Below are 21,026 nucleotides of genomic sequence, written 5' to 3'. Positions count from 1 at the left end.
AGGGCTCACTCCAACTGGTCTGTTTCAATTTTGCCAGGCCAGAAGAGCGGCCTGACCTGTGCTATTGTGCTTATCAAGGATCAGGATCCAACCCTTGCCCCTTAGCGAAATCTGGTTTCCACCAACCTCAGGGGTCAGGGACCTTAGTCAAAGGCGTAGGTGAAATCTCCGTCCTTGATATCAATGGCAACTTTCGTCACTTCATTGCCTTCCATCAAACGGCGTAGGAATTCATTGGAGATGTCCGGAAGCATGGTATTGGTAACGATTGCATCAATCATGCGGCCCCCGCTTTCCAGTTCCTGACAACGTTCAACAATCTTGTCGACCACTGCATCCGAATAAGTGAAGGGCACGCCATGGGCTTCTTGGACCCGTTTTTGAATACGGCCCAGCTGTAGTTTGGTGATCTCTGCAATCATATCCGGGCTGAGCGGATAATAGGGGATGGTCACCATGCGACCCAACAACGCGGGAGGGAAGACCTTTAGGAGCGGTTCGCGGAGCGCCTTGGCCAGACCTTCGGGGTCTGGCAAGAGGTCCGGATCTGAACACATATCCATCACCATGTCCGAACCCGCGTTGGTCGTCAGCAGGATCAAGGTGTTCTTGAAGTCGATAACCCGGCCCTCGCCATCTTCCATGACACCTTTGTCAAAAACCTGGAAGAAGATCTCGTGCACATCCGGATGGGCCTTTTCGACCTCATCCAGCAGCACCACGGAATAGGGTTTGCGCCGAACCGCTTCAGTGAGCACCCCACCTTCACCATAGCCGACATAGCCCGGAGGGGCGCCTTTTAGAGAGCTGACCGTATGGGCCTCTTGGTATTCGGACATATTGATGGTGATGACATTCTGTTCCCCACCATAAAGCACCTCTGCAAGGGCCAGCGCTGTTTCGGTTTTACCCACACCTGAGGTACCCGCCAGCATAAAGACCCCGATGGGCTTGTTAGGATTGTCTAGACCGGCGCGGCTGGTCTGGATCCGTTTTGAGATCATGGCCATGGCATGATCCTGGCCAATGACCCGTTTCGCCAAGTGTTCTTCAAGGTTGAGAATGGTCTCCAGCTCATCCTTGACCATTCGACCAACGGGAATTCCCGTCCAATCTCCAACAACGCTTGCCACGGCTTGGTGGTCGACAATGGGCAAGATCAGGGCGCTATCGCCCTGCAACCTCTCCAACTCTGCGTTCTTGTCCTTTAGCGCCTGCATCAACTCAGCCCGCTGATCTTCGGAAAGCGGGCTATTATTGGCGCCCTGCGAACCCTCTTCCCCAGTTTCGGGCTCATCTTCCACGGGCGCGGCCCCCTCTCGGAGTTTGGCGCGCAGGTCGAGAATTTCCTGCACAACCGCCTTTTCCTGATCCCAACGTTCCGTCAATTCTGCCAAACGTTCTTCTTCTGCAGCCATTTCTTTGGTTACGGTTTCCCGACGTTCCGAAACTTCATAACCTGCGGTTTCATCTCGCCCGATAATCTCCAACTCTGTTGTCAGAGCCTCAATTCGGCGCTGGCTATCATCGACCTCAGCAGGGACAGCATGTTGGCTAACCGCAACACGCGCGCAGGCGGTGTCGAGCAAGCTGACAGATTTATCCGGCAATTGCCGCGCAGGAATGTAGCGTGCGGAAAGGCCTACCGCCGCCTCGATCCCCTCATCCAGAACCTGAACCCTGTGGTGCCCTTCCAACATCGAAGCAATGCCACGCATCATCAAAACGGCCTTAGGAATGTCAGGCTCATCCACTTTCACAACCTGGAACCGGCGGGTGAGAGCTGGGTCTTTCTCAATATACTTTTTGTATTCCGCCCAGGTTGTTGCCCCAATCGTTCGCAAAGTTCCACGGGCCAGTGCCGGTTTCAACAGATTGGCCGCATCTCCGGTACCTGCAGCGCCACCCGCGCCAACCAGCGTATGAGTCTCATCAACGAACATAACGATTGGTACATCGCTTGCTTGCACTTCGTCGATCACCTGGCGCAAGCGGTTTTCGAATTCACCTTTCATAGAGGCCCCAGCTTGCAACAGGCCCACGTCCAGAACCAACAAGCGAACATCTTGCAAGGCCGGTGGCACATCCCCACGCGCAATGCGCAGGGCAAAGCCTTCGACCACGGCTGTCTTACCAACCCCCGCCTCCCCAGTAAGGATTGGGTTGTTCTGCCGTCGCCGCATCAGAATATCGACAATCTGCCGAATTTCCTGATCCCGTCCGACAATGGGATCAATGTCACCATTGCGCGCCTGTTCTGTTAAATCGGTACAGAACTGCTCCAGGGCTTCGCCCTGCCCCATGGCACCAGGCGACATCGCTGAGGAAGCCTCACCTGGCTCTGCTCCCCCACCGGTTACGTCAGAACCATCTTGAGCTTTCATACCTGCTTCGGGCGAACCATCGGTGGCGCTTGCAAAATTGTCAGCCAGATCATCCGCGCCGATCCGGGCAATTTCCGGAGACATATTTGACAGCACATTTCTAAGCGCAGGCGTTTTGAGGATACCCAAGAGGAGGTACCCGCTGCGGACCTGAGACGCCGAATAGAGCAAAGATCCCCAGACCCAGCCCCGCTCCATCGCATCCATCAGATGATCCGACAGATCGGATATCGCGGAGGCGCCCCGAGGCAACATGTCCAGCGACCGGGTCATCTCTGTTGCGATCTTGCCGGCGTCCAAATCATAGTGCTGAATTATGCGATGAAGATCGCTGTCTTGCTGGGCCAGTAGTTGATGCATCCAGTGCACCAACTCCACATAGGGGTTGCCTCGCATCTTGCAGAAGACGGTGGCGCTCTCTACCGCCTGGTATCCCAATTTGTTGAGCTTACCAAACAATGCCACGCGGCTGATCTCAGTCATATCGCCTTACTCCCTAAACTCTATCTCAATTTCCCGGCATGCTGCCCGGGTACAAAAAAAGGTCTTCTGCATCTGGTTGATCTGCATCCGGGTCCGGGCGCGATCGGACCCAGCTTGTATGGCCTAACCTTGTCGTTCCTCCCAGGCTGGCACGCGGCACTGCATCGCCCGCCAGAACAAGGTTCACATCCCAATCCAGAAAATCACCAACATAGCTCCGCACGATGGCGCGCAACCTCTCCAGCGCCGTCCCTCCTGGCAAGAGACGTTCATAGTCCGTCAGAGAGAGAGGTCCAATCTTCAGTCGGAATTTTGCCGAGCGGCTCCAGACCTTTTCACCAATACTGGTGCTTTGACCAAGCCCTCCTACCCCGGCACCCAACTGCCAGCGATCATCAGGCTCTAGCTGCAGCCAACTGCCAACAAACTCTTCCAGCTGCACTGGCACCTTGAGGAAATCAGAAAGAATGGAAACCAACCCTTCTGGTGTTTTGGTCCCCTGCCCCATGAAACCCGCGTAGTGCAGCTTTGCCAGATCCGGCATCGCATCACGGTCCTGAAGTCCCACACCATGATACCCTGCTATCGCGGCAACTCGATCAGCAATTGGATCATCATCGCGATCAAAGCTGACCGCCGGCGCCCCCTGGGTCCAAGCGCGGTAAAGCAGGGACATCATGCGATGCGTCAGCATATCTGCAAAACCCACCATGGTGGAATCTCGGTGATTGCGCTGCCGATCCCGTGCGTAGCCTGTCAGATGTAAGGGCAAAGGCCCCTGTGGTCCGAACAGGCCAAAGAACCGATTGGTCAGCCGGGCCGGACCTGCGGCCGATGCGGGTTTGAAATCCGCAATTGTTGAAGGAGGGAAAGCAAGCTCTGCCTCCTGCCCCAAACGCAGAGCGTCTTCTCGTGGACGGCGGCTTTCGCCGAGACGCGGCGCCTCATCAAAATGTGCTTCCAATATCCGAAGGGCCTGAAAAACATGGTGCTTCTCAGGGGCATCGACCAACTGGTCAAAGAGGCTCATATGATGCGGCCCAGGCCCTTCTGCGGACGCCATCTGGCGATTTCCCCCCGTTTTTCGGTTTTTAGCACTGTTTCAGTGAATGAGTTGATATTGGCATAACCATGAAAGAAACGCTCCAGCACAGCGCCGAGCGCATAGATATTGCTGCCTTCAAAATAGCTCTCGTCAAAGCCGATCGAGATCTCCATGCCGCGTACCGCGGTCGAAAGGATCTCATCGCTCATCCGCCGCACGATGGGACGGCTCGAAACGGAAACAATTCCTTCGAGTTGCTTTTCAGTAACCCGATTGCCTAAGGGCGCATAAAGACCCACAAGTTCCCGCAATGCTGCCGCAGCATTTCCCTTGCCGCTATCTGCGATAGAAACATAGTTTAGACTCAGGTGTGAAATCAGCCGCCAGGCTGTATCCCCCTGCCCCAGTGATGGTTGGGGCCGTGTTGGAGAAACCGGCAAGCGGATGTTTTTGACGGGTCCACCTTCGGGCAAATGGAATACGCCTTCATCCCCTGTCGCAAGCAAGAGAGGGAGGTCACGGTTGGTGCACAGTGCATTGACCGCGAGTTGCTCTAATCCAGCCGGATAGGGCGCCTGAGATCTGTCGACCAAGGTCAGATAGGTCTCTGATCCCAAGTAGGAGGAACGCACGCCCCTCAAACGCTCCTTCTCAGAACGCTCTCTCATTCGCCTCTTTATCGTGTAGTAGGCCGGATGGGTCTCACCTGCGGCAGTGAAATCATCTTCGGAGTAGAATGGACGAAAGATCACATCGTCCTTACCTTCACCGCTAATACCTACAACACTGGAGAGGGCGTAGATCTCAAAGTCCAGACCAGCGGTCCGATTGGCAACCACGTGATGCTCAGTATCCTGGGTCCGCAACCGAACCCGGTCGCAGCGTTTCTCAAAGAGATTCACCGCCGGAATTGTGTTTAGTTGGAAAACCTCGGGCGCCACAACTGGCGCGATGTCTCGCATGCCTTCGCGAAGTGGAATATAAAGGTCGACCTCCGCACCATCTGCTTTTTCAAAGGCTGGTGCCAGTCCCTGCAGCTCCACAAAGCGGAACCGCTCTGGCATGGCAAAGAACTCCTGCAACAGGCGGTATCCATCAAAAACCCTGGCCGGGACCGGCAGAAGAGCTTCGTCGCGGCCAAATCCCTTTTGCACGACCGCACCATCCGGCAAGGGGAGCTGCCAATCAGCCCGCCGATCTGTTGAGCGCGCGACAATACCCTGTACCTGGGTGCACAGCAGCTCTAGCAAAGGCCAACTGTTCCCAGCGGCATTGCCCAGATAGAACAGCAACCGGTCGAGTTTGAGATCGCGCAGCTTTTCCCCATCCCGTCGCTTCAGGCGCAATCTAATCCCGGCTTTGGCATCGTACCCTGCCGCGACCCCTGCTGCGACCAGGTCACCACGCCCATCGATATACTGCGCTTCCGTAACCTCTAGCGGCCAGAGGGTAACGTCAGCCGCGGTGCGAAACTCACATGGTGTTTGCTCCCCCTCTTTCAGCCTGGAACGCAGGATGGACCCTCTTGGCATGAGGTAGCCGCTTTTGACCGCTGAGTTACTGGGGTCCGGGTCAAAATTCGCAATCATCATCGATGGCGTCGGCGCAAGGTAATGTGGGTAGATGATCTCCAACAGGTTGGAGGTAAAATTCGGATATTGCAGCTCCAGTTCTAACTGTACCCGAGCTGAGAGGAAGGCCACACCTTCAAGCAGACGTTCGACATAGGGGTCGAGAACCTCAACTCCCTCCATCCCAAGACGCGAAGCGATTTTGGGATAAGCCGCCGCAAACTCCGCACCCATATCCCGCAGATAATTTAGCTCGTTCTCATAATGGCCAAGAAGACGAGTATCCATATTAGCGCGCCCTCTCGACTTGAACTTCACCGGTGGTTACATCCACCTTACTGCGAAGATAAAGTTCCAATGGCAAAGGCTGGGCCCACATGTCTGCGCGAATTTCCAAACCGACGGTCATACCCGTTGCTTCGATCTCGCCAACCAGTTGGACGTCTACGGTTCCTTCGACAATACGAGGTTCAAAATGGGAGATTGCCCGTTCAATCGACCGACGGATTTTTTCTGCCTTTTCTGTGGTTGAATACTCCCCACTGACTTCCGCAAGCCCATAATTCAGGACGGAATCTGCAGCGGAAGGATAGAACTCGGCATCAATTTCGCGGCCCGCATTTTGCGTATTCAACAACCAGGACAGATCACGCTGAATGATCTCTCGTAGACGGTTTAGGTCGATGACGCGGCTTTCCCGGCTTTCTTTACGATTGCCCGGATCATTGTCCGTCAGCCGGTCCAAAAGGGAGGGCTGCAAACGTTCCGCCAGCATCTTGTCAGCCATCGGCTTGGCCTGCATCCCCCAGCTGCAGCTGCCGGATGTCCATGAGGGCAAAATCCTGCTCACCTATGGTCAATAGCCTCTGGCCAAACCCGATATAGGCACCTCCGCCCGCGTCTTTCCAATCGGTTGCTCGCGCCATGAGAGCGGCATCTCCTGCAGCTGCGCTGCCGGGATAGCGTGTTGGGATAAAGACCGGCAAAGCCCCTTCATTCGCGAGTGTCAAAGTGCCCGCCATCCAGACCAGATCCCGCAAATCGCTTGGCTCGTCGATTTCCAATTTTTGTATTTGGGCGAAAGGCACCCAGAAATACCGACCATTCAAAATCACTTCTAAAACTGGGCCAAGACGGGAATCAGCATCCGCAATCCATTCAAAACGGGTTCCGTCAATTTCCCCGGCAATGGCGGGGGCCGCCTCATAGGCTTCATCGCGCAGACCGGCTGCTTCCGCCTGATGGCCCTCAGCCAATAGCTTTACTGATTCAATGAGTTTCGCGAGCCAGGCTTGTGGCTCACCCAGGATCATCGGTGTTTTCTCGCCCCGAAACACCTTGTCACGGTAAACCTCACAGAGAATAGCCTCACGGTAGGCCTGAGCCATGACCGTTGCCGATGCATCCAGTTCCGCACTAAGCCGCAGTTGGGCCACGGCCCGTTTCCAATCCCCAAGAACGCAAAGCAGTTGGAACAGGAAAATCCGCAACTTGGCATTAGAGGGGTCCGCACGGACCTGCTCTTGCAGGGCCTTTAGGGCCTCTTGCGGATTACCGGATCGCAAATGCTCTTCTGGGCTCATGGGCAATACCCCGCCTTGTCAAACTGAATAGGACAAAAGAACCCCAGGCGCTTGGACGCGCCTGGGGCGACAGCAATTTAGTACTCGAATTTGCCAGACTGAACATTCCACTGGAAGACAACCGGGTTCTCGAGTTTACCCGTCTTCTGGTTGGTGGATTTATAGGTGTGCTCAATCGCAGCATAGGCCAGCGACCAGGTTTCCTCTGGAATCCCATCTTCACTGGAGGAAATTGAATAGCTGTCGATCACGACATCTTTCATTTTCCACACGGAGTAGTTCAAAAGTCCTTCGGCCTGCGCATCACCCGAGCGGCACCAATGCATGATGATTTCCGGGCGCACAGTGCCGTTGGCAACGGATTTTGCCAGCTCGTTTGAGGCTTTACCCATCTGCGAGGTCAGCTCAATCTTACCAAAGTTGGAATTCGCATGCATACGCTGTGTCGAACCCAGGTCGGTCATTTCGACCGCACGTTCTACGTTCCAGTTTGCCGATTGAATCACAATCCATTTCTTGTGGTTTTGCTCTGTGGCGTCGCCCTCAATATCTGAGATTTCCACGAACATATTGGCAGCCATTTTGCTATCCTTTCAATTCTAACTCGTTGACGTTAAATTTCAGAGGCCGATGAGTGGTTGGTTAGCCTCCCTTTTCCGAGGGCAGTTTCGATACCAACCGCAACGAGACGGAAAGTCCCTCTAGCTGGTAATGCGGGCGCAGGAAAAATTTAGAGCTATAATAGCCTGGATTGCCCTCGACCTCTTCCACGACAACTTCTGCCGCAGCCAAAGGTTTGCGCGCCTTCTCGTTCTCCGAAGAGATATCTGCATTGAAATCAACATAGTTGTTGATCCACTCCTGCAACCAAGACTCCATGTCCTGGCGGCTTTTGAACGACCCGACTTTGTCGCGCACCATGCATTTCAGGTAATGCGCAAATCGGCAGGTGGCGAAGAGATAGGGCAAACGCGCCCCAAGGTTCGCATTGGCCGTCGCATCCGGATCATCGTATTCGGTTGGCTTATGCAGAGACTGTGCCCCCATGAAGGTCGCCACATCGGTGTTCTTACGATGGAGCAGAGGCATCATGCCGTTCTTGGCCAGTTCCGCTTCGCGGCGATCATCAATGGCAATCTCTGTTGGGCACTTCTGGTCGACGCCGCCATCGGTGGTGGGGAAAGTATGCGAGGGCAACTCTTCCAATGTTCCGCCACTCTCCACACCGCGGATCCGCGAACACCAACCATACATTTTGAAGGACCGGGTGATATTGGTCGCCATGCCATAGGCCGCATTGACCCAAGCATATTTCTCATGGTCTGTCCCGGTGGTGTCTTCCTCAAAGGCGAACTCTTCAACCGGGTCCGTTTTTGACCCATAGGGTAGCCTGCCCAGGAACCTTGGCATTGCCAGACCGACATATTTGGAATCTTCGCTCTCGCGAAGAGACCGCCATGCGGCGTATTCCGGTGTCTGAAAGATCTTGGTCAGATCGCGCGGGTTTGACAGTTCCGACCAGCTGTCCATCTGGAACAGCGAGGGCTTTGCACCTGTAATCAGAGGCGCATGTGCTGCCGCTGCAATCTTGGACATTTCGCCCAGCAGTTCGATATCTGGTGGCGAATGGTCAAAGTGGTAGTCCGCAACCAGAGAGCCATAGGGCTCACCGCCCAGTTGGCTAAACTCTTCCGTGTAGAGCTTTTTGAAGATCGGTGATTGATCCCAGGCCGTTCCCTTGAATTTCTTGAGCGTCTTGCCCAGTTCCTTCTTGGTGATCGGCATGACCCGGATCTTGAGCATCTCATCGGTTTCGGTGTTGTTCACCAGATAGTGCAAGCCGCGCCAGGCGCTTTCCAGCTGCTTGAACTCTTCGTTGTGGAGGATGAGATTGACCTGTTCTGTCAATTTCTTGTCGATTTCAGCAACGATGCTCTCAATCGAACGCAAAGCATCATCCGAGATCAAACCGGTATTGGCCAGGGCTTGTTCAGCCAGCGTCTTAACCGCGGACTCAACTGCGGTTTTGGCCTGATCCGATTTGGGACGAAACTCTTTGTGCAAGAGATTGGCAAATTCAGCGGATCCAAATGCGGATTCAGCGGGGGCAGCTTCTGTCTGCAGTTCTTCTTCAGCCATGTTCTACCTCCTTATTCACTTTCACCTTCGGCATCACCGCCGGGTTTGGGCTGTGCAGCCAATGTCTTGAGCAAGCTGGGATCCTGCATGATCTTGGAAATCAAATCTTCTGCACCAGTCTTGCCATCCATGTAGGTCATCAGATTGCTGAGCTGACTGCGCGCCTCCAAGAGTTCGCGCAAAGGTTCAACCTTGGCAGCGATGGCAGCAGGCTTGAAATCATCCATGCTCTCGAAGGTGATATCGACAGCCATATTGCCTTCACCGGTGAGCGTATTGGGGACCGTAAAGGCGGCGCGGGGCGCCATAGACTTCATCCGTTTGTCAAAGTTGTCGACATCAATTTCCAGGAATTTGCGATCCGCAACCGCTGGCTGCTCGACTTCGGACTTCCCGGTCAGGTCAGCCATGACACCCATAACAAAAGGGAGTTGGACCTTTTTCTCGGCGCCGTATAGTTCGACATCATATTCGATCTGAACGCGCGGTGCCCGATTACGGGCAATAAACTTCTGTGAACTTCCGGCCATCTAGCTCTCCTTAACTCACAAATTCAAAACAAGAGGGTTCCCTGTTGTCCGTCCCAACCAAGGAACGCTCCTCTAATCGATCTCAATCATCCTCTTCCAACCCTCCGATCAGCTGGACATTCTCCAACCCACGCGGTGCCATGTCATTTACGATGGTCAAGAAATCAGCCCCTACCAAACGCTTGGCTCTCTCCAACAACAGAGGGAGCGGGCTGGACGGTTCTTCCCTGTGATAATAGGCAATGATCCGGTCCAGGGTATTGGATACATCTGTGGGTGAGTTGATCGCCCCAGGTGCCGCGGCAATGGGCGTAGATACTGGCCCTGCAGCTCCTACTTGGTTTGCACCATCTGGGGCCTCTTCTGCGACCTCTTCCGCAGCAGCGTCTTGAAGATTGCCATAATCCCGGATCCGCTTGGCGACTTGCTGCAGTAACTTGATTAGCGGGTCGAGCTCAGGCCCCTGCCCTGGTGTTTTCTCATCGAACACCGCAGAAATTGCTTTCACATTCCCGAGAGCGTTTTCGACTGCTGCGAGACGCGCCTCAACGCCCTCACTGCTGCTGTCCTGAAAGGCCGCTCCAATCGTTGCCTGATCAGGAACCACATCCAGATCTTCAGGCGCTGCGATCAAGCCTTCGGCGATTTCAATATCCCTCAACGAGAAACGGCCGAACCCGCGACTGTCTGTCAAAGCTGCCCGGCGAAGCGACCGAAAAACAGGAGACGGCCCCCCCATTCCATCGGGCTGACCACAGAGATCCTGCACAGCGTTGATCCTCATGGTCGGATCGCCATCATCCTCATCTAGTTCCGGATGACAGCTATCCCAGAAATCTTCAAGGTAGCCACGCAAAACAATAGTACTTGCTGCAAATTCTTGCAGACCTTCGGTATGCAAAACTGCATCCGCTAAGAAAACGCCCGCTCTCAGATCATGGCTGCGACCTAGAACATCAAGCGCTTTTTCCTCTACCAGTTGGTAGTCCGGATCTGTCGCTTCGATGCGTTCACCGCCTATTTCCGTCTCTTCACCAGGCTGGGCTGCCAGCTCCATTTCAGTGAAAACCGGATCATATTCGAGATTGTCGCCGCTGGGCGTTTCCTCACTTTTTGACTGCAGCAAAACAGCCGGATCCATCCCTAAAGACCCTCCAAAAAACAGGTCATGTGCGATTTGTCTTTCTACTCTGCCCATGTTTCAAGTATTTGCAGCGAAGGCTTACGCACTGATCAAAAAACAATAACTTGACGTCAAGTGAGCCTTATCGCCATCTTAAAGTCAATTGTTTTCACGTCTTTTTGTGAGTGGTGGCCATGAGTGCAGACCGTATTCAATGTGACGAAGTCAAGGGAATGGTGCGCGAGGGCAGCAAGAAACGGATGAGTTTCGGCTTTTGCCTGGACCAGTTGAAAGATCCGCTCCTGATGATCCAACCAGGGGCGAAACCTGAAACACTGCGTAACCCGCTAAAACAAGCCGGAGGCAAACCTCCTATGGCTTGGGGAACCTATGTGGCTGATTCCGAGCAGATGGAAATGATCTGTGAACAAGCGCCGAATGCAGTGCTTCAGCAGCTGAAACGGTTTCTCAAAGCGGGCAAGCCCAAGGTCAACGTGTTGTTCTATGATGACGGTGGCAACCTCCTTGATAGCCTGAAGCCAGAAAATACGGATAAATCTCGTAAAAATTTGGATGCCCGCGACATTGAGGCTCATGGCATCGATGCAAAGGCGGTGTTGCCGCTGAAACGCCGCCTCAAGAGAATCGGATCAAGAATAGGATTGGCCCCTGGCCCTTTGGAATTGAAGCTCAAACGTGCGATGGCCCGCACCATCCGCCACATCAACGAAGGCCGCCTGCAAGAAGCAGAAACACTGGTACTGGTGATTGAACGCGCAATCGCCGCTCTCGGCAAAGATCGCGAAGATGAGGCAGCAACGATGCGACGCGGGCAACGTGAATCCGATCAGCGCTCACTAGGGGCGCAGGTCAAACGCGCCCAGGCATTGCAAGCTCATGTCGCGCGCGCACCGGGGCCTGCCCGTGATCGGCTGACACGCGCCGTCCACGTAGCAGCCCGGCTGTTAAAGCAACGAGATCTAAATGGCGCTCGCGATGCCATGGACAAAATAGAAAAGGCGCTCGCCACCCTCGTGTGAGAGGTCCCCGAAAAGGGCTTCCCACCACGATAGCGCACCGGAAATCATGCCCATGCCGTTCGTGGGCCATAAATGGGAGACAGCAATGAAGCGATGGGAATGGTCTATCAACTGGGCTGCGGTTCTGCTGCTGGTTTTAGCTTTGGCACCAGCGAAACTACTGGCTGAAGCGGGTCAGCTTTCTGTAGAGATCAACAAGACCGAAGAGATTGAGGGCGGAGGATGTCGCGCTTTTTTCTTGTTTAAGAACAAGACCCAAAAGAGTTTCGAGGGCTTTGAGATGTCATTGGCCGTACTTGACGCGCAGGGGATCATAGATCGGCTGTTGTCTGTGGACGCAGCTCCCCTGCCGGTGCAGCGCACAACATTGAAGTTGTTCGAAATCCCAGAAATCTCATGCACCAATATCTCCGAAATTCTCCTGCATGATATGACCTCTTGTCGACCGCAAAACGAGAGCGAACTAGATTGCTTCCCCCTCCTCGAGCTTTCGTCGCGGAGCTCGGTCCTGTTGGTGAAATAAGCGATGCTCTCGTTCTTGGAAAAAATGGGAACCGGTGGACCAATTCTGCTGGTCCTGGCGTTGCTTTCACTCATCTCATTGTCGGTAATCTGTCTGAAGCTGCTTCAGCTCTGGCCCGCAACCTCTGGGAAGGCAGGACGCCAAAACGCAATCCACCAATGGGGCAAAGGCGATGTCGCCTCTGCTCAACAAGCCTTGGCCTCAGGCCGTGCGCCAGCGGATCGCGTCCTGTCCTATGCCATGTCCGCACTCAACGAAGGTCTGAAGCCTACACTGCTCACCGGAGAGTTGGAACGCCGCGGCAATGAAGAAGTTAGTCAAATGAACAGCCTGATCCGGCTGTTGGAGCTGATAGCCATGGTCTCCCCCCTTTTGGGGCTACTGGGGACTGTTTTGGGCATGATTCAGTCTTTTCAAGAGCTTGAGCTCGCCGAAGGGGCGGCAAATGCGTCTCTTCTGGCCGGGGGCATCTGGCAAGCCCTTCTGACAACCGCCGCCGGCCTGCTGGTCGCCATTCCCGCAGCGGTCGCAGCTGGTCTATTGGCAGCACGGATAGAGCGTGCTGCTCAAATGATCGAAAGCACGGTAGGTCAATTGTTGATCGCAAATGAAGCATTGAACAGCAAAGAGAGCTAGACCTCCTCCATGCAGTTACGGCGCAAAGCACACCCTCCTGCTCTGATCTCGCTGGTGCCGATGGTCGATGTTATGCTGATTTTGCTTGTCTTCTTCATGGTGACTTCGACCTATCTGAACCTAGACATGATCCCGGCTGTCAATCCTGGCAGTGCCGGAACTATTGATGCCAGGGCTGAACCTTTGCCGCGTTTGATGATCCGAATTTCTGCGGACGGTCATCCGCATTTACGAGGCAAGGCACTCACCCCGCAAGAGCTTCAGCAGGTCTTTAAAAACCTCACTTCTGAAGACCCAGATGGGCAACTGATGCTTCTGCCTTCTGGTGCCGCTTCTGCGCAGTCGTTAGTGCATATTTTGGATGGCGCCGCGCTGGCAGGAGTGTCCAATGTGCGTGTCCTCCGCCTGGAGGCTCTGGAATGAAGCTAAGACGCCCCAAAACACCCACACAAACCGAAACGATCGTAGCCCTGATCGACGTCGTTTTCTTTCTCCTGGTCTTTTTCATGCTGATCGGGCGCATGGATGCAACCGCTCCCTTTGAAGTAACCCCACCCGTTGCTCTTTCAGGTCGCGATATGCCCACCGGAGGGATCACGCTATCGGTATCTGAGATGGGCCAGCTTGCCCTGAATGGAATCACGACAACAAAAGACAACATCGTCGATCAGTTTACAGAGCATTTGAAAGATGATCCCCAACTAAGGCTCAGGATCAATGCCCATCACGCGGCGGAGTTGCGCCATATCTTACCCTTGATAGACCTTGGTGAGAAAAGCGGATTTCTCGATGTCGTACTTGTGGTGTCTCCGGATGCCACCCAGATTGAGGCAAAACAGTGAGCCAAATGGCAAAGCACTGGACAGCGGCCTCTGCGGGGTCAGTGCTTGTACATCTGGCTGTTTCTGCCCTCCTTCTCTGGTCTTTGCAACCTACTGAAATATTGCAACAAAACCCTCCTGAAAGCAGCCTTACGCTTGCAGCACACCAAGTTCCAAGGAGCCGGGCGGAAGCGCAACAGGCAACATCTGAAGCGATACCGGAGAGCCAGCAGACAGCAGAGGGGCTCGGCACAAGTGCTGCGCCTCTTACCAAGGCCCCTCCCCTCTCCTTACCAAGCCAGACTCTGCCACATCGTCAGGATTTTTCAGAGAAAATCTCAACAGCAGCCCCTGCCCTTCCCACTTCGCAAACGCAAACACTTCCGACGGAACAGGTCATAGTGAAGTCCCCGCCCCCTGAGGAGGTTGCAGCAATCCTGCCATCCACAACGTCCATCGCGGATACAGAAGCTTCCGCGACATCTGTGGTCATCTCTCTCCCGCAATCTGGTGTGCTGACAGCCAGTGCCATAGAAACCACCGAGATTGCAGCGGGTCCCGCAGACAGCCAATCACTTACAGCAGAAACTCATGCGGCACCTCAAGCTACGCTACTCTCACCGACGTTAAACGCGGCGACCTTGCCAAATTCGCCACCTCAGAGCGAGACACTCGCCCTCACACCTCCAAAATCAGAACAGGTAACCGCGGCCTTGGCCTTTCAGGGTGAAACCTCTGGGGAGTTGGACCCTCTTTCCCTGGCAGTATTCCAGAGTTTCACCCAACCCGGTGATCTCCCAGATGCGACTGAGAATGTGCGTGATGGTCTATCGGCAATGCTTGCTTCGGTGCCCTGTTCCCGCCTGCAGGTTTCGTTCAATCCAGATACCGCCAGTCTGGAGTTGAGAGGACACCTTCCAGAGGAAGGTTTGCGTACCCCGGTTATGAGCGCCCTGCAACAGATGGTCGGCCAGGACATCCAACTGTCTGATCGCGTGCGACTACTACCGCGCCCTCAATGCGGTGCCCTGTCCGGTATTTCCTCCGTTGGACTACCGCAAAGCACTGATCAGATAACCAATCCACTGCTGCTTGGCCCAGATGCGCAGGCCCGTGTTCTTGCCTATGCTGGCGGAGAGCGCCTGTACTTTGACCTTACAGCGCCAGACTATCCCGCCTATATTTATGTCGACTTCTTTGACGCGGGTGGTAGTGTCCTGCACCTTTCGCCCAACCAGATCATTCCGCTACAACGCACGCAGGAAAAGCAGCCCCTCAGGGTCGGTGCAAAAAACGAAGGAGACCCAGGTCTTCAGATCACGGTTGGTCCGCCCTACGGCCAGGAAATCGCAGTGGCCTTTGCCGCTTCTGTCCCCCTCTATGAAGGGCATCGCCCGATCAGCGAACCGGCAGGGGCCTATCTTGAATTTTTGCACCGCCAAGTTGCCACCGCACGGCGACAACACGAGGATTTCAAAGGGGAATGGGTCTATTTCTTGATAGAAACCAATGCACCCTAGCGCTTAGGAAGGCCGGGCACCGCACCACCCTGCCCTCCTGGGGACCCAGCCTTTTTCTATTCTACTGGCACCCGCCTGCAGCCCAAGCTTTGAGGGAGCGTTTTAGCGCCCCGCCGAAGGGATGCTGTTTACTCAGCGAACGCTGCATGTTCAGGCTCAGGTAAGTATTTCCCTGCGTACAAAGCCTCTCTCTGTTCCACTGATGACAGTTGCTACAGGCTTGATCCTTCCAATAGCTATCAGGTAGCCCTTCGATAGGCGGGAACTCCGGGGACAATTCTACAATTTCTGACAGACTCAACCCATTGATAGCGGCCAACTCCGTATCTATTGGGCTAACAAAGGTAATCGGGCCAACCTCAGCAGGACGTTCGTTGAGGGCTACTTCTGCCTCGCCTCTGTCTCCTCCCTCAGCGCCGCCGTGCCCTTCTCCGATAGGGTCAGTGCTGGAATTCGTTTGCAACGCCATGATTTCGCTCAGCGCCATCTCCGCATAGGTGCCCTCGGGATAGCTCTGAAGATAGGCTTCATAGGCTGCACTTGTCCCCTCCCGCTGTGCCGCATCGAACATCGATGTCTCACCGGGTTTGGGAGGTGGCGCAGGTTTTTTCGCTTCAGGGCTTGCTTGGTTACCGGTCAATTCTTCTTCCATCACCTCGGCCAGCAGGATACGCGCCTCTTCCGCGTAGCGGCCATCAGAATAGCCGCGTAAGAACAAAAGCAACTGAACAGGGTCACGTGTGGCTTGCACAGAGCGCCAGACCTGTAATTCCTCAATCTCAGCAGCTGAAAGCTGCGGTTCTTCTGGGGCTGTCAAAAAGACGAAATCACTGACCAAGGAAGAAGTATCCCATGGTGTTTGCTGCCCCTGGCTCTGTTTGATCACCGCTTTGCGTACTTCCTTAAAGGCCTGTTCCACCGGCTGACCAGGAACAGAAATCTGCTGTGCTACCGCCGCGGTAAAAGGGCTGTTCTCACCCAACCCGTCCAAAGCGACCCCTCCGGGCGCTGTGGCATAGGCCAGGAAAGTTCCAGTAGGCGCTTTCATCTCTGCCAGGCCGCTTTCATTCAAATCAGCAATGTCTTCGAATGGGTTGTTGCGACAAGCATCCAGAATCACCAAGTTGGTTCGGTTTCGCGCGGAGGCCATCTGTCGAAGCACCGACTGTGCCTCAACCGCCATCAGGTCCAAATCGGCTGCATCTGCGAGATCGGCGTCCACTGGCAGGAGGTAATTGTTGCCAAAACTCTGCACCCCATGCCCGGCGTAGTAAAACAGACCTGTTGCTTCGCTTCCGGCTGCACGGAGATCACGTCCAAAGCTGGCAATAGCGCGTTTCATGGCAACCTGGCCGACATCAATTTGCACGCTGACGGAAAAACCTAATTTTTCCAACGTCTTGGCCATGAGTTGTGCATCATGAACGGGATTATCCAACCCAGATACCGAAGTATAGGAGGAATTGCCGATAATCAGCGCCATACGAGGCGTATCATCCGACGCAAGCGCCGCATGAAGCCAGCCAAAGATGGCAAAAACTGAAAAAACAGCAAATTTGAAAGTACGAGTAATCACAAGTTTCTTTCTCCAAAAGCCTGTCCCCGCGGGGACAAAAATAAAACCGCCCACCCGCAGAAGTATTGCCGCCCTTGCAACATGGCACAAGTTTCTTGTTAGAATGTGTCTATGAACCTGTGAAGCCTCATGGCCTGGTTATTCTGCTATTTTGACAAGAGTGTATAATATGCTTCTCCGAGTACTCGTTCCCATTCTCGCCCTACTCTTCATTTTCACAGCCTCGGCAAGTCGCTCGAGTCCCTTTGAGCATGGTTGGCGCCTGGACCCCAATGCCTCCAGCATAACTTTTCTTTCGGTCAAGAAAGACAAGGTCGCCGAAACCAGCGAATTCGCAGCTATCAGCGGTGAAATCACCGAAGATGGAACAGCGAATCTGGTCGTCGCTCTGGACTCCGTTGACACAAAAATTGACCTGCGGAATGTCCGAATGCGTTTTCTGTTCTTCGAGACCTTCAGCTTCCCAGAGGCAAAAGTCACAGCTCAGCTAGACCCGACACAGTTGGAAGATCTACACAGTCAACGCCGCAAGATCCTCTCTGTACCCGTCACATTGGATCTTCATGGGGCACAGATAGACTTGGCGCCTCGGCTTGCTGTTACGCTGCTCGACAATGACCGCGTAAATATTTCCTCGATCGATCCGGTGATCTTGCAGTTACAGGATTTCAATCTGATGGAAGGCCGGGATAAGTTGCAGGAAGCTGCAAATGTCACCATTACACCGCTTGGGATTGTCAACCTGAACCTCAGCTTTCAGAGAAATGCGAGGGGGACAGCTGTTCCAGTACAGTCTGTCAGCAGTGGTGCAACCGCGGCCCTGGAGGTCGAAGGGAATTTCAACAGAGAAGCCTGTGTAGGCAGATTTGAAATCTTGTCTCGTAGCCGAAGTGTCAATTTTGCTCCGGGCACCTCACGCCTAGACGGTAAATCCATCAGCTTCTTGGACAGTCTCTATGACATCGTCAGCCGCTGCCCAGAGTTAATTATTGAGGTGGGTGGTCATACGGATGACAAGGGCAGTGAAGCCGCAAACATTCGGCTCAGCCAAAAGCGCGCCAACTCTGTTGTGCGCTATTTGGCAGGCAAAGGAATTCAGACCGAACGGCTTGTTGCACAAGGGTATGGTGAGGCAAGCCCCCTGGTGCCCAACACATCTGCTGCCAATCGGGCCAAAAACCGCCGCATCACATTCGTAGTTCAGAACTAGAAGAACCTCGCTTTGGCCAACAAAAAAGGGCTGTCCCCGCGGGGGCAGCTCCTTTTGATTTGAGAAGAACCGCTTTTACTCGGCATCATCCAGAGCATTAAAAAAGGCAGCGATGGCGGCTTCTAAACGGAAGCGATCAACTGTAGAAAAGTCACGTTCCATAGCCAATTCAATCCGCCCTTCCCGTGCCTGACAGCGCACTGTCCCCGCAGGGACAACGCAGCGCAACGATGTTTTTGCGCTCCCCTTGGCTAGAGACTTGCCACCATTGGTGGGGGCAGGGGCCTTCTCTCCGGTTCCCTTGAGAAACTCTTTCAACAGACTCAACTCAGCCCCCGGCCCTTCGGGGTCAGCATGTTTGAGGAGCACTAAAAATCGCGCAGCCCGCTTTGGATCTTCCGCGAGCTTCTTTTTCAACTCCAAACCCAGTGCGCGTGGGATAGCTTCAGGAAACTTCAACCCTGTACCGATCATTTCCAGCATATCTGCGAAATGGCGAATATAGCTGCGTTTTTGTCTGCCTGCAGAGGCATAGAGATGCGCTACAGCATCAGCAACGGAAGCGCAGTCTGTCTCTGGGTCCTGCGCAAAAGACAACGCGAGCTGAGCCATCTCGGCAAAGGAAATATCCCGGCGTACAAGGTTTTCATCCACCATCCGGCGATACAGCCCCTGCAAGGTTTCGCCCCTTGCAACAAGTCCCGCAGGAATACGGGCGTACTCTTCCCAGCCTGTTTCCTCATATAGAGCCCGATACGCCGAAAGACGGCGGAACCCCTGAACGAGTTGATACCCACCGTCACCGGTCTCTTCGACGCGAATTGGATTTGAAAGGCCAATATCGCGAATAGATGCTTTCAACTCCTCCAGGTCAGGATCTCTGGACACCGAACGGTCGCGGACCAGTTTGCTAGTCTCAATCGCCTCAAGTGGCAGTCTGTCAACAACAAGCCCTAGTTTTTTTAGACGCACAAACTCATGTGCCAGGCGGTCATTTTCCGCCCGAATGGATTGTTCGGCCTCTGCTCGCGCCTTCAGGGCTTCTGCGTTCTCCGTGATGGCCGTCGCCATCGGGCCACGGCGTTGCTCTGCCGGTGCCGGTTTAGGAGCGGGTTCTTGAGCCTCTGATGGGCTAGGGGAGGGGGCTGGGAAATTAATGTCAAAGACGCGTCTCTTACTCATTGCCTATCCTCCAAATTGTCCCATGCTTCAATCGCATAAGTCTTGAACTCATCGTAGGCCTGATCGAATGAAGCCCTTGCCCTGCGCCAGGTCTCTCGTGTCATGTCGCGATAATCGATCTCATAAATTGAACTCAGGAAACGACCAGACTGTTCTACCGCTCTGGTCATCTCAATCGGATGCTCGGCCATCCGCCCATCAAAGACCTTCATGAAGGCATCCCGCATAGCGCGATGCAGATCATTTCCAGATTCATAGCGTGTCAGCAAAAAGCGCACATCCTGAAAAACCTTAGGCAGGGTAAATGTCCCCGCGGGGACAATCCCGTTAAAGGCAGAGAGATCCTCTAGTGCTTCGGACAGCTGACCAATGAAGGAGGTTGTTGAATCATACTCCCAATAACCAGGGCCAGAGGGAATATAGAGCATATCTGCTGCGAAAACCGCATTCATCGATTGATAGCCAATGGCAGGTGGGCAATCGAAGATCACCATATCATAGCCATCTGCTGGCAGTTGATCGAGATACCGGGAAACCGCAGCAAAGAAAGACCATTCTGGATTCAGATGCCTATATTGGGCGCTCGCGAATTCAACAAAGGCCGCGTTGGCACAACTGGGCACCAGGTCGATTGTGGGCCAGCTCGTAGGTTTGATAAAGTCGCTGATCCGCAAGTCTTGCAACCCCATCCCGGTGATAGCCTCGGGGAGTTGGCGCTCGGGCAGCGCCACTCCGGTCTCGGCCCCACGAGAGGTGGCGTTCATTCTCTCGGTTTCACGCACCAGATCCCGGGCCATAATCCCCCACACAGTATAGTCCTCTGTCACGTCGCTTAGCCCCATGGAATGGGACAAAGTGGCTTGGGGGTCAAAGTCGACACAGAGGACACGGTACCCATCAAGGGCAGCCGCATGTGCGAAGTGCAGTGCGACTGTTGATTTCCCTGCACCCCCTTTGAAATTGGAAATCGCCACCCGCAAGGCACGCTTGCCTTCGGGCCGTTGGGGGAGAAGTGATTTGCGGTTGATCTTAATTCTGCGACGAAGCTCGTTGATTTCCTCAAGCGAGTACCAACGCTGGCGGCCATCTTCTTCAACATGTCCTTGGGGCAGGGTGGGGTCGGCAGCGAGCCTACCACGAAGAGTGGATTGGTTGACCTTAAAGATCAGCTCCGCCACCTCCCAGCTAGAGAAGCGGCGTAGGGTTTTTTCCATCTCTGGGGAAAAGGTCTGCTGGCGTATCCAGCTTTGCATCTTAAGTGATTGGGTCTGCAATCTAGCGAGATCTTCGTGGGTAAACATGACTGCTCCTTTGCTGGTCGTCGAAGCGCGGTCCGTTCTCGGGACGCTTTTTCAGCCTCATTATCCGTTTACGCCGAATTTGCAAAAAACGCAAAAACTAATATCATCTGATTCAACGTCCTGTCCCCGCAGGGACACCCGTTGAGAGTTCCTTGTTTTACAAGAGTATTTAGCCCTGATCGATTCGCAGCCATCGTAGTTGGCTGGCTAACACCAGTCTCTACAAGGCGAAGTGAAATAGGGGACACAAACGACCCATTACGCTCAGACTAAGGGACATTATTGGCATATTAGGGGTCATACTGCATGTCCCCCTATACCATAAATACCATATTTTTAGTTTTGGATTTGAAAGGCGA

19 protein-coding genes are annotated in these 21,026 nt (G+C 54.1%); 7 read left to right on the top strand and 12 right to left on the bottom strand.

Features of this window, described 5'->3' with window-relative positions; translation table 11 throughout:
• Nucleotides 1-143 precede the first annotated feature (143 nt).
• The 9 genes from tssH to tssA form a co-directional block, all read right to left on the bottom strand.
• Nucleotides 144-2,867 (bottom strand): type VI secretion system ATPase TssH, encoded by a 2,724-nt coding sequence (gene tssH, locus RSK20926_RS20715; RefSeq protein ID WP_008209779.1) that lies wholly within the window; start codon nucleotides 2,865-2,867, stop codon nucleotides 144-146.
• A gap of 25 nt (nucleotides 2,868-2,892) precedes the next feature.
• Nucleotides 2,893-3,930 carry a type VI secretion system baseplate subunit TssG gene (gene tssG, locus RSK20926_RS20710; RefSeq protein WP_037256132.1) on the bottom strand — a complete coding sequence of 346 codons (1,038 nt, stop codon included), beginning with the start codon at nucleotides 3,928-3,930 and terminating at the stop codon, nucleotides 2,893-2,895.
• A complete protein-coding gene (tssF, locus tag RSK20926_RS20705; RefSeq protein ID WP_008209777.1) occupies nucleotides 3,894-5,771 on the bottom strand; it encodes a type VI secretion system baseplate subunit TssF in 1,878 nt (625 codons plus the stop codon). The genes tssG and tssF overlap by 37 nt, the downstream gene beginning before the upstream one ends.
• A 1-nt stretch (nucleotide 5,772) precedes the next feature.
• On the bottom strand, nucleotides 5,773-6,270 hold the full coding sequence (gene tssE / locus RSK20926_RS20700) for a type VI secretion system baseplate subunit TssE (protein WP_037256148.1): 498 nt from the start codon (nucleotides 6,268-6,270) through the stop codon (nucleotides 5,773-5,775).
• A complete protein-coding gene (locus RSK20926_RS20695) occupies nucleotides 6,263-7,066 on the bottom strand; it encodes a type VI secretion system accessory protein TagJ (protein WP_008209774.1) in 804 nt (267 codons plus the stop codon). Before RSK20926_RS20695 ends, tssE begins: the two co-directional genes overlap by 8 nt.
• Nucleotides 7,067-7,143: 77 nt before the next feature.
• Nucleotides 7,144-7,647, bottom strand: coding sequence for an Hcp family type VI secretion system effector (locus RSK20926_RS20690; RefSeq protein ID WP_008209772.1), 504 nt, complete (start codon nucleotides 7,645-7,647; stop codon nucleotides 7,144-7,146).
• A 61-nt stretch (nucleotides 7,648-7,708) separates the two neighbouring features.
• Complete coding sequence (gene tssC, locus RSK20926_RS20685; RefSeq protein ID WP_008209771.1) at nucleotides 7,709-9,205, bottom strand: type VI secretion system contractile sheath large subunit; 1,497 nt, start codon at nucleotides 9,203-9,205, stop codon at nucleotides 7,709-7,711.
• Nucleotides 9,206-9,216: 11 nt separating this feature from the next.
• Nucleotides 9,217-9,735 carry a type VI secretion system contractile sheath small subunit gene (gene tssB, locus RSK20926_RS20680; RefSeq protein WP_008209769.1) on the bottom strand — a complete coding sequence of 173 codons (519 nt, stop codon included), beginning with the start codon at nucleotides 9,733-9,735 and terminating at the stop codon, nucleotides 9,217-9,219.
• Nucleotides 9,736-9,817: 82 nt separating this feature from the next.
• Nucleotides 9,818-10,876, bottom strand: a complete 1,059-nt coding sequence (tssA, locus tag RSK20926_RS20675) for a type VI secretion system protein TssA (RefSeq protein ID WP_008209766.1) — start codon at nucleotides 10,874-10,876, stop codon at nucleotides 9,818-9,820.
• 176 nt (nucleotides 10,877-11,052) lie between these two features.
• Here tssA and RSK20926_RS20670 point away from each other — a divergent pair, with 176 nt between their 5' ends.
• The 6 genes from RSK20926_RS20670 to RSK20926_RS22635 all read left to right on the top strand — a co-directional run bounded on the left by RSK20926_RS20670 (nucleotide 11,053) and on the right by RSK20926_RS22635 (nucleotide 15,398).
• Entirely contained in the window at nucleotides 11,053-11,898 is an 846-nt protein-coding gene (locus RSK20926_RS20670; RefSeq protein ID WP_008209764.1) for a hypothetical protein, read from the top strand.
• Between the two features lie 85 nt (nucleotides 11,899-11,983).
• Nucleotides 11,984-12,421, top strand: coding sequence for a hypothetical protein (locus tag RSK20926_RS20665; RefSeq protein ID WP_050773144.1), 438 nt, complete (start codon nucleotides 11,984-11,986; stop codon nucleotides 12,419-12,421).
• A gap of 3 nt (nucleotides 12,422-12,424) precedes the next feature.
• Nucleotides 12,425-13,057, top strand: a complete 633-nt coding sequence (locus RSK20926_RS20660; protein ID WP_008209760.1) for a MotA/TolQ/ExbB proton channel family protein — start codon at nucleotides 12,425-12,427, stop codon at nucleotides 13,055-13,057.
• Between the two features lie 9 nt (nucleotides 13,058-13,066).
• The gene (locus RSK20926_RS20655; protein ID WP_008209757.1) at nucleotides 13,067-13,480 is read left to right on the top strand and encodes an ExbD/TolR family protein; all 414 of its coding nucleotides are present in this window, start codon (nucleotides 13,067-13,069) and stop codon (nucleotides 13,478-13,480) included.
• Nucleotides 13,477-13,899 carry an ExbD/TolR family protein gene (locus RSK20926_RS20650; protein ID WP_008209755.1) on the top strand — a complete coding sequence of 141 codons (423 nt, stop codon included), beginning with the start codon at nucleotides 13,477-13,479 and terminating at the stop codon, nucleotides 13,897-13,899. The genes RSK20926_RS20655 and RSK20926_RS20650 overlap by 4 nt, the downstream gene beginning before the upstream one ends.
• A gap of 380 nt (nucleotides 13,900-14,279) precedes the next feature.
• Nucleotides 14,280-15,398, top strand: a complete 1,119-nt coding sequence (locus RSK20926_RS22635) for a DUF4384 domain-containing protein (RefSeq protein WP_008209751.1) — start codon at nucleotides 14,280-14,282, stop codon at nucleotides 15,396-15,398.
• Nucleotides 15,399-15,459: 61 nt separating this feature from the next.
• On the opposite strand, the gene RSK20926_RS20640 is transcribed toward RSK20926_RS22635, so the two are convergent.
• Entirely contained in the window at nucleotides 15,460-16,881 is a 1,422-nt protein-coding gene (locus RSK20926_RS20640) for a caspase family protein (RefSeq protein ID WP_157133199.1), read from the bottom strand.
• A gap of 262 nt (nucleotides 16,882-17,143) precedes the next feature.
• On the opposite strand from RSK20926_RS20640, the gene RSK20926_RS20635 reads away from it, so the two are divergent.
• The gene (locus RSK20926_RS20635; protein WP_008209747.1) at nucleotides 17,144-18,184 is read left to right on the top strand and encodes an OmpA family protein; all 1,041 of its coding nucleotides are present in this window, start codon (nucleotides 17,144-17,146) and stop codon (nucleotides 18,182-18,184) included.
• Between the two features lie 75 nt (nucleotides 18,185-18,259).
• On the opposite strand, the gene RSK20926_RS20630 is transcribed toward RSK20926_RS20635, so the two are convergent.
• Together RSK20926_RS20630 and RSK20926_RS20625 are read right to left on the bottom strand one after the other, a co-directional pair.
• Nucleotides 18,260-19,366: a ParB/RepB/Spo0J family partition protein gene (locus tag RSK20926_RS20630; RefSeq protein WP_037256126.1), complete on the bottom strand. Its 1,107-nt coding sequence runs from the start codon at nucleotides 19,364-19,366 to the stop codon at nucleotides 18,260-18,262.
• Nucleotides 19,363-20,667, bottom strand: coding sequence for an AAA family ATPase (locus RSK20926_RS20625; protein WP_037256125.1), 1,305 nt, complete (start codon nucleotides 20,665-20,667; stop codon nucleotides 19,363-19,365). Before RSK20926_RS20625 ends, RSK20926_RS20630 begins: the two co-directional genes overlap by 4 nt.
• Nucleotides 20,668-21,026: the final 359 nt, after the last annotated feature.

This window comes from Roseobacter sp. SK209-2-6 (genome assembly GCF_000169455.1).
GTDB lineage: Bacteria > Pseudomonadota > Alphaproteobacteria > Rhodobacterales > Rhodobacteraceae > Pseudophaeobacter.
Note: the sequence above shows the minus strand (reverse complement) of the source record. Positions and strands in the feature narration are given on the sequence as shown.

Coding starts and splice junctions, on each gene's coding strand:
- tssH (WP_008209779.1), bottom strand. CDS start 2,867: ATGACTGAGATCAGCCGCGTGGCATTGTTTGGTAAGCTCAACAAATTG.
- tssG (WP_037256132.1), bottom strand. CDS start 3,930: ATGGCGTCCGCAGAAGGGCCTGGGCCGCATCATATGAGCCTCTTTGAC.
- tssF (WP_008209777.1), bottom strand. CDS start 5,771: ATGGATACTCGTCTTCTTGGCCATTATGAGAACGAGCTAAATTATCTG.
- tssE (WP_037256148.1), bottom strand. CDS start 6,270: ATGGCTGACAAGATGCTGGCGGAACGTTTGCAGCCCTCCCTTTTGGAC.
- RSK20926_RS20695 (WP_008209774.1), bottom strand. CDS start 7,066: ATGAGCCCAGAAGAGCATTTGCGATCCGGTAATCCGCAAGAGGCCCTA.
- RSK20926_RS20690 (WP_008209772.1), bottom strand. CDS start 7,647: ATGGCTGCCAATATGTTCGTGGAAATCTCAGATATTGAGGGCGACGCC.
- tssC (WP_008209771.1), bottom strand. CDS start 9,205: ATGGCTGAAGAAGAACTGCAGACAGAAGCTGCCCCCGCTGAATCCGCA.
- tssB (WP_008209769.1), bottom strand. CDS start 9,735: ATGGCCGGAAGTTCACAGAAGTTTATTGCCCGTAATCGGGCACCGCGC.
- tssA (WP_008209766.1), bottom strand. CDS start 10,876: ATGGATCCGGCTGTTTTGCTGCAGTCAAAAAGTGAGGAAACGCCCAGC.
- RSK20926_RS20670 (WP_008209764.1), top strand. CDS start 11,053: ATGAGTGCAGACCGTATTCAATGTGACGAAGTCAAGGGAATGGTGCGC.
- RSK20926_RS20665 (WP_050773144.1), top strand. CDS start 11,984: ATGAAGCGATGGGAATGGTCTATCAACTGGGCTGCGGTTCTGCTGCTG.
- RSK20926_RS20660 (WP_008209760.1), top strand. CDS start 12,425: ATGCTCTCGTTCTTGGAAAAAATGGGAACCGGTGGACCAATTCTGCTG.
- RSK20926_RS20655 (WP_008209757.1), top strand. CDS start 13,067: ATGCAGTTACGGCGCAAAGCACACCCTCCTGCTCTGATCTCGCTGGTG.
- RSK20926_RS20650 (WP_008209755.1), top strand. CDS start 13,477: ATGAAGCTAAGACGCCCCAAAACACCCACACAAACCGAAACGATCGTA.
- RSK20926_RS20640 (WP_157133199.1), bottom strand. CDS start 16,881: ATGGCGCTGATTATCGGCAATTCCTCCTATACTTCGGTATCTGGGTTG.
- RSK20926_RS20635 (WP_008209747.1), top strand. CDS start 17,144: ATGCTTCTCCGAGTACTCGTTCCCATTCTCGCCCTACTCTTCATTTTC.
- RSK20926_RS20630 (WP_037256126.1), bottom strand. CDS start 19,366: ATGAGTAAGAGACGCGTCTTTGACATTAATTTCCCAGCCCCCTCCCCT.
- RSK20926_RS20625 (WP_037256125.1), bottom strand. CDS start 20,667: ATGTTTACCCACGAAGATCTCGCTAGATTGCAGACCCAATCACTTAAG.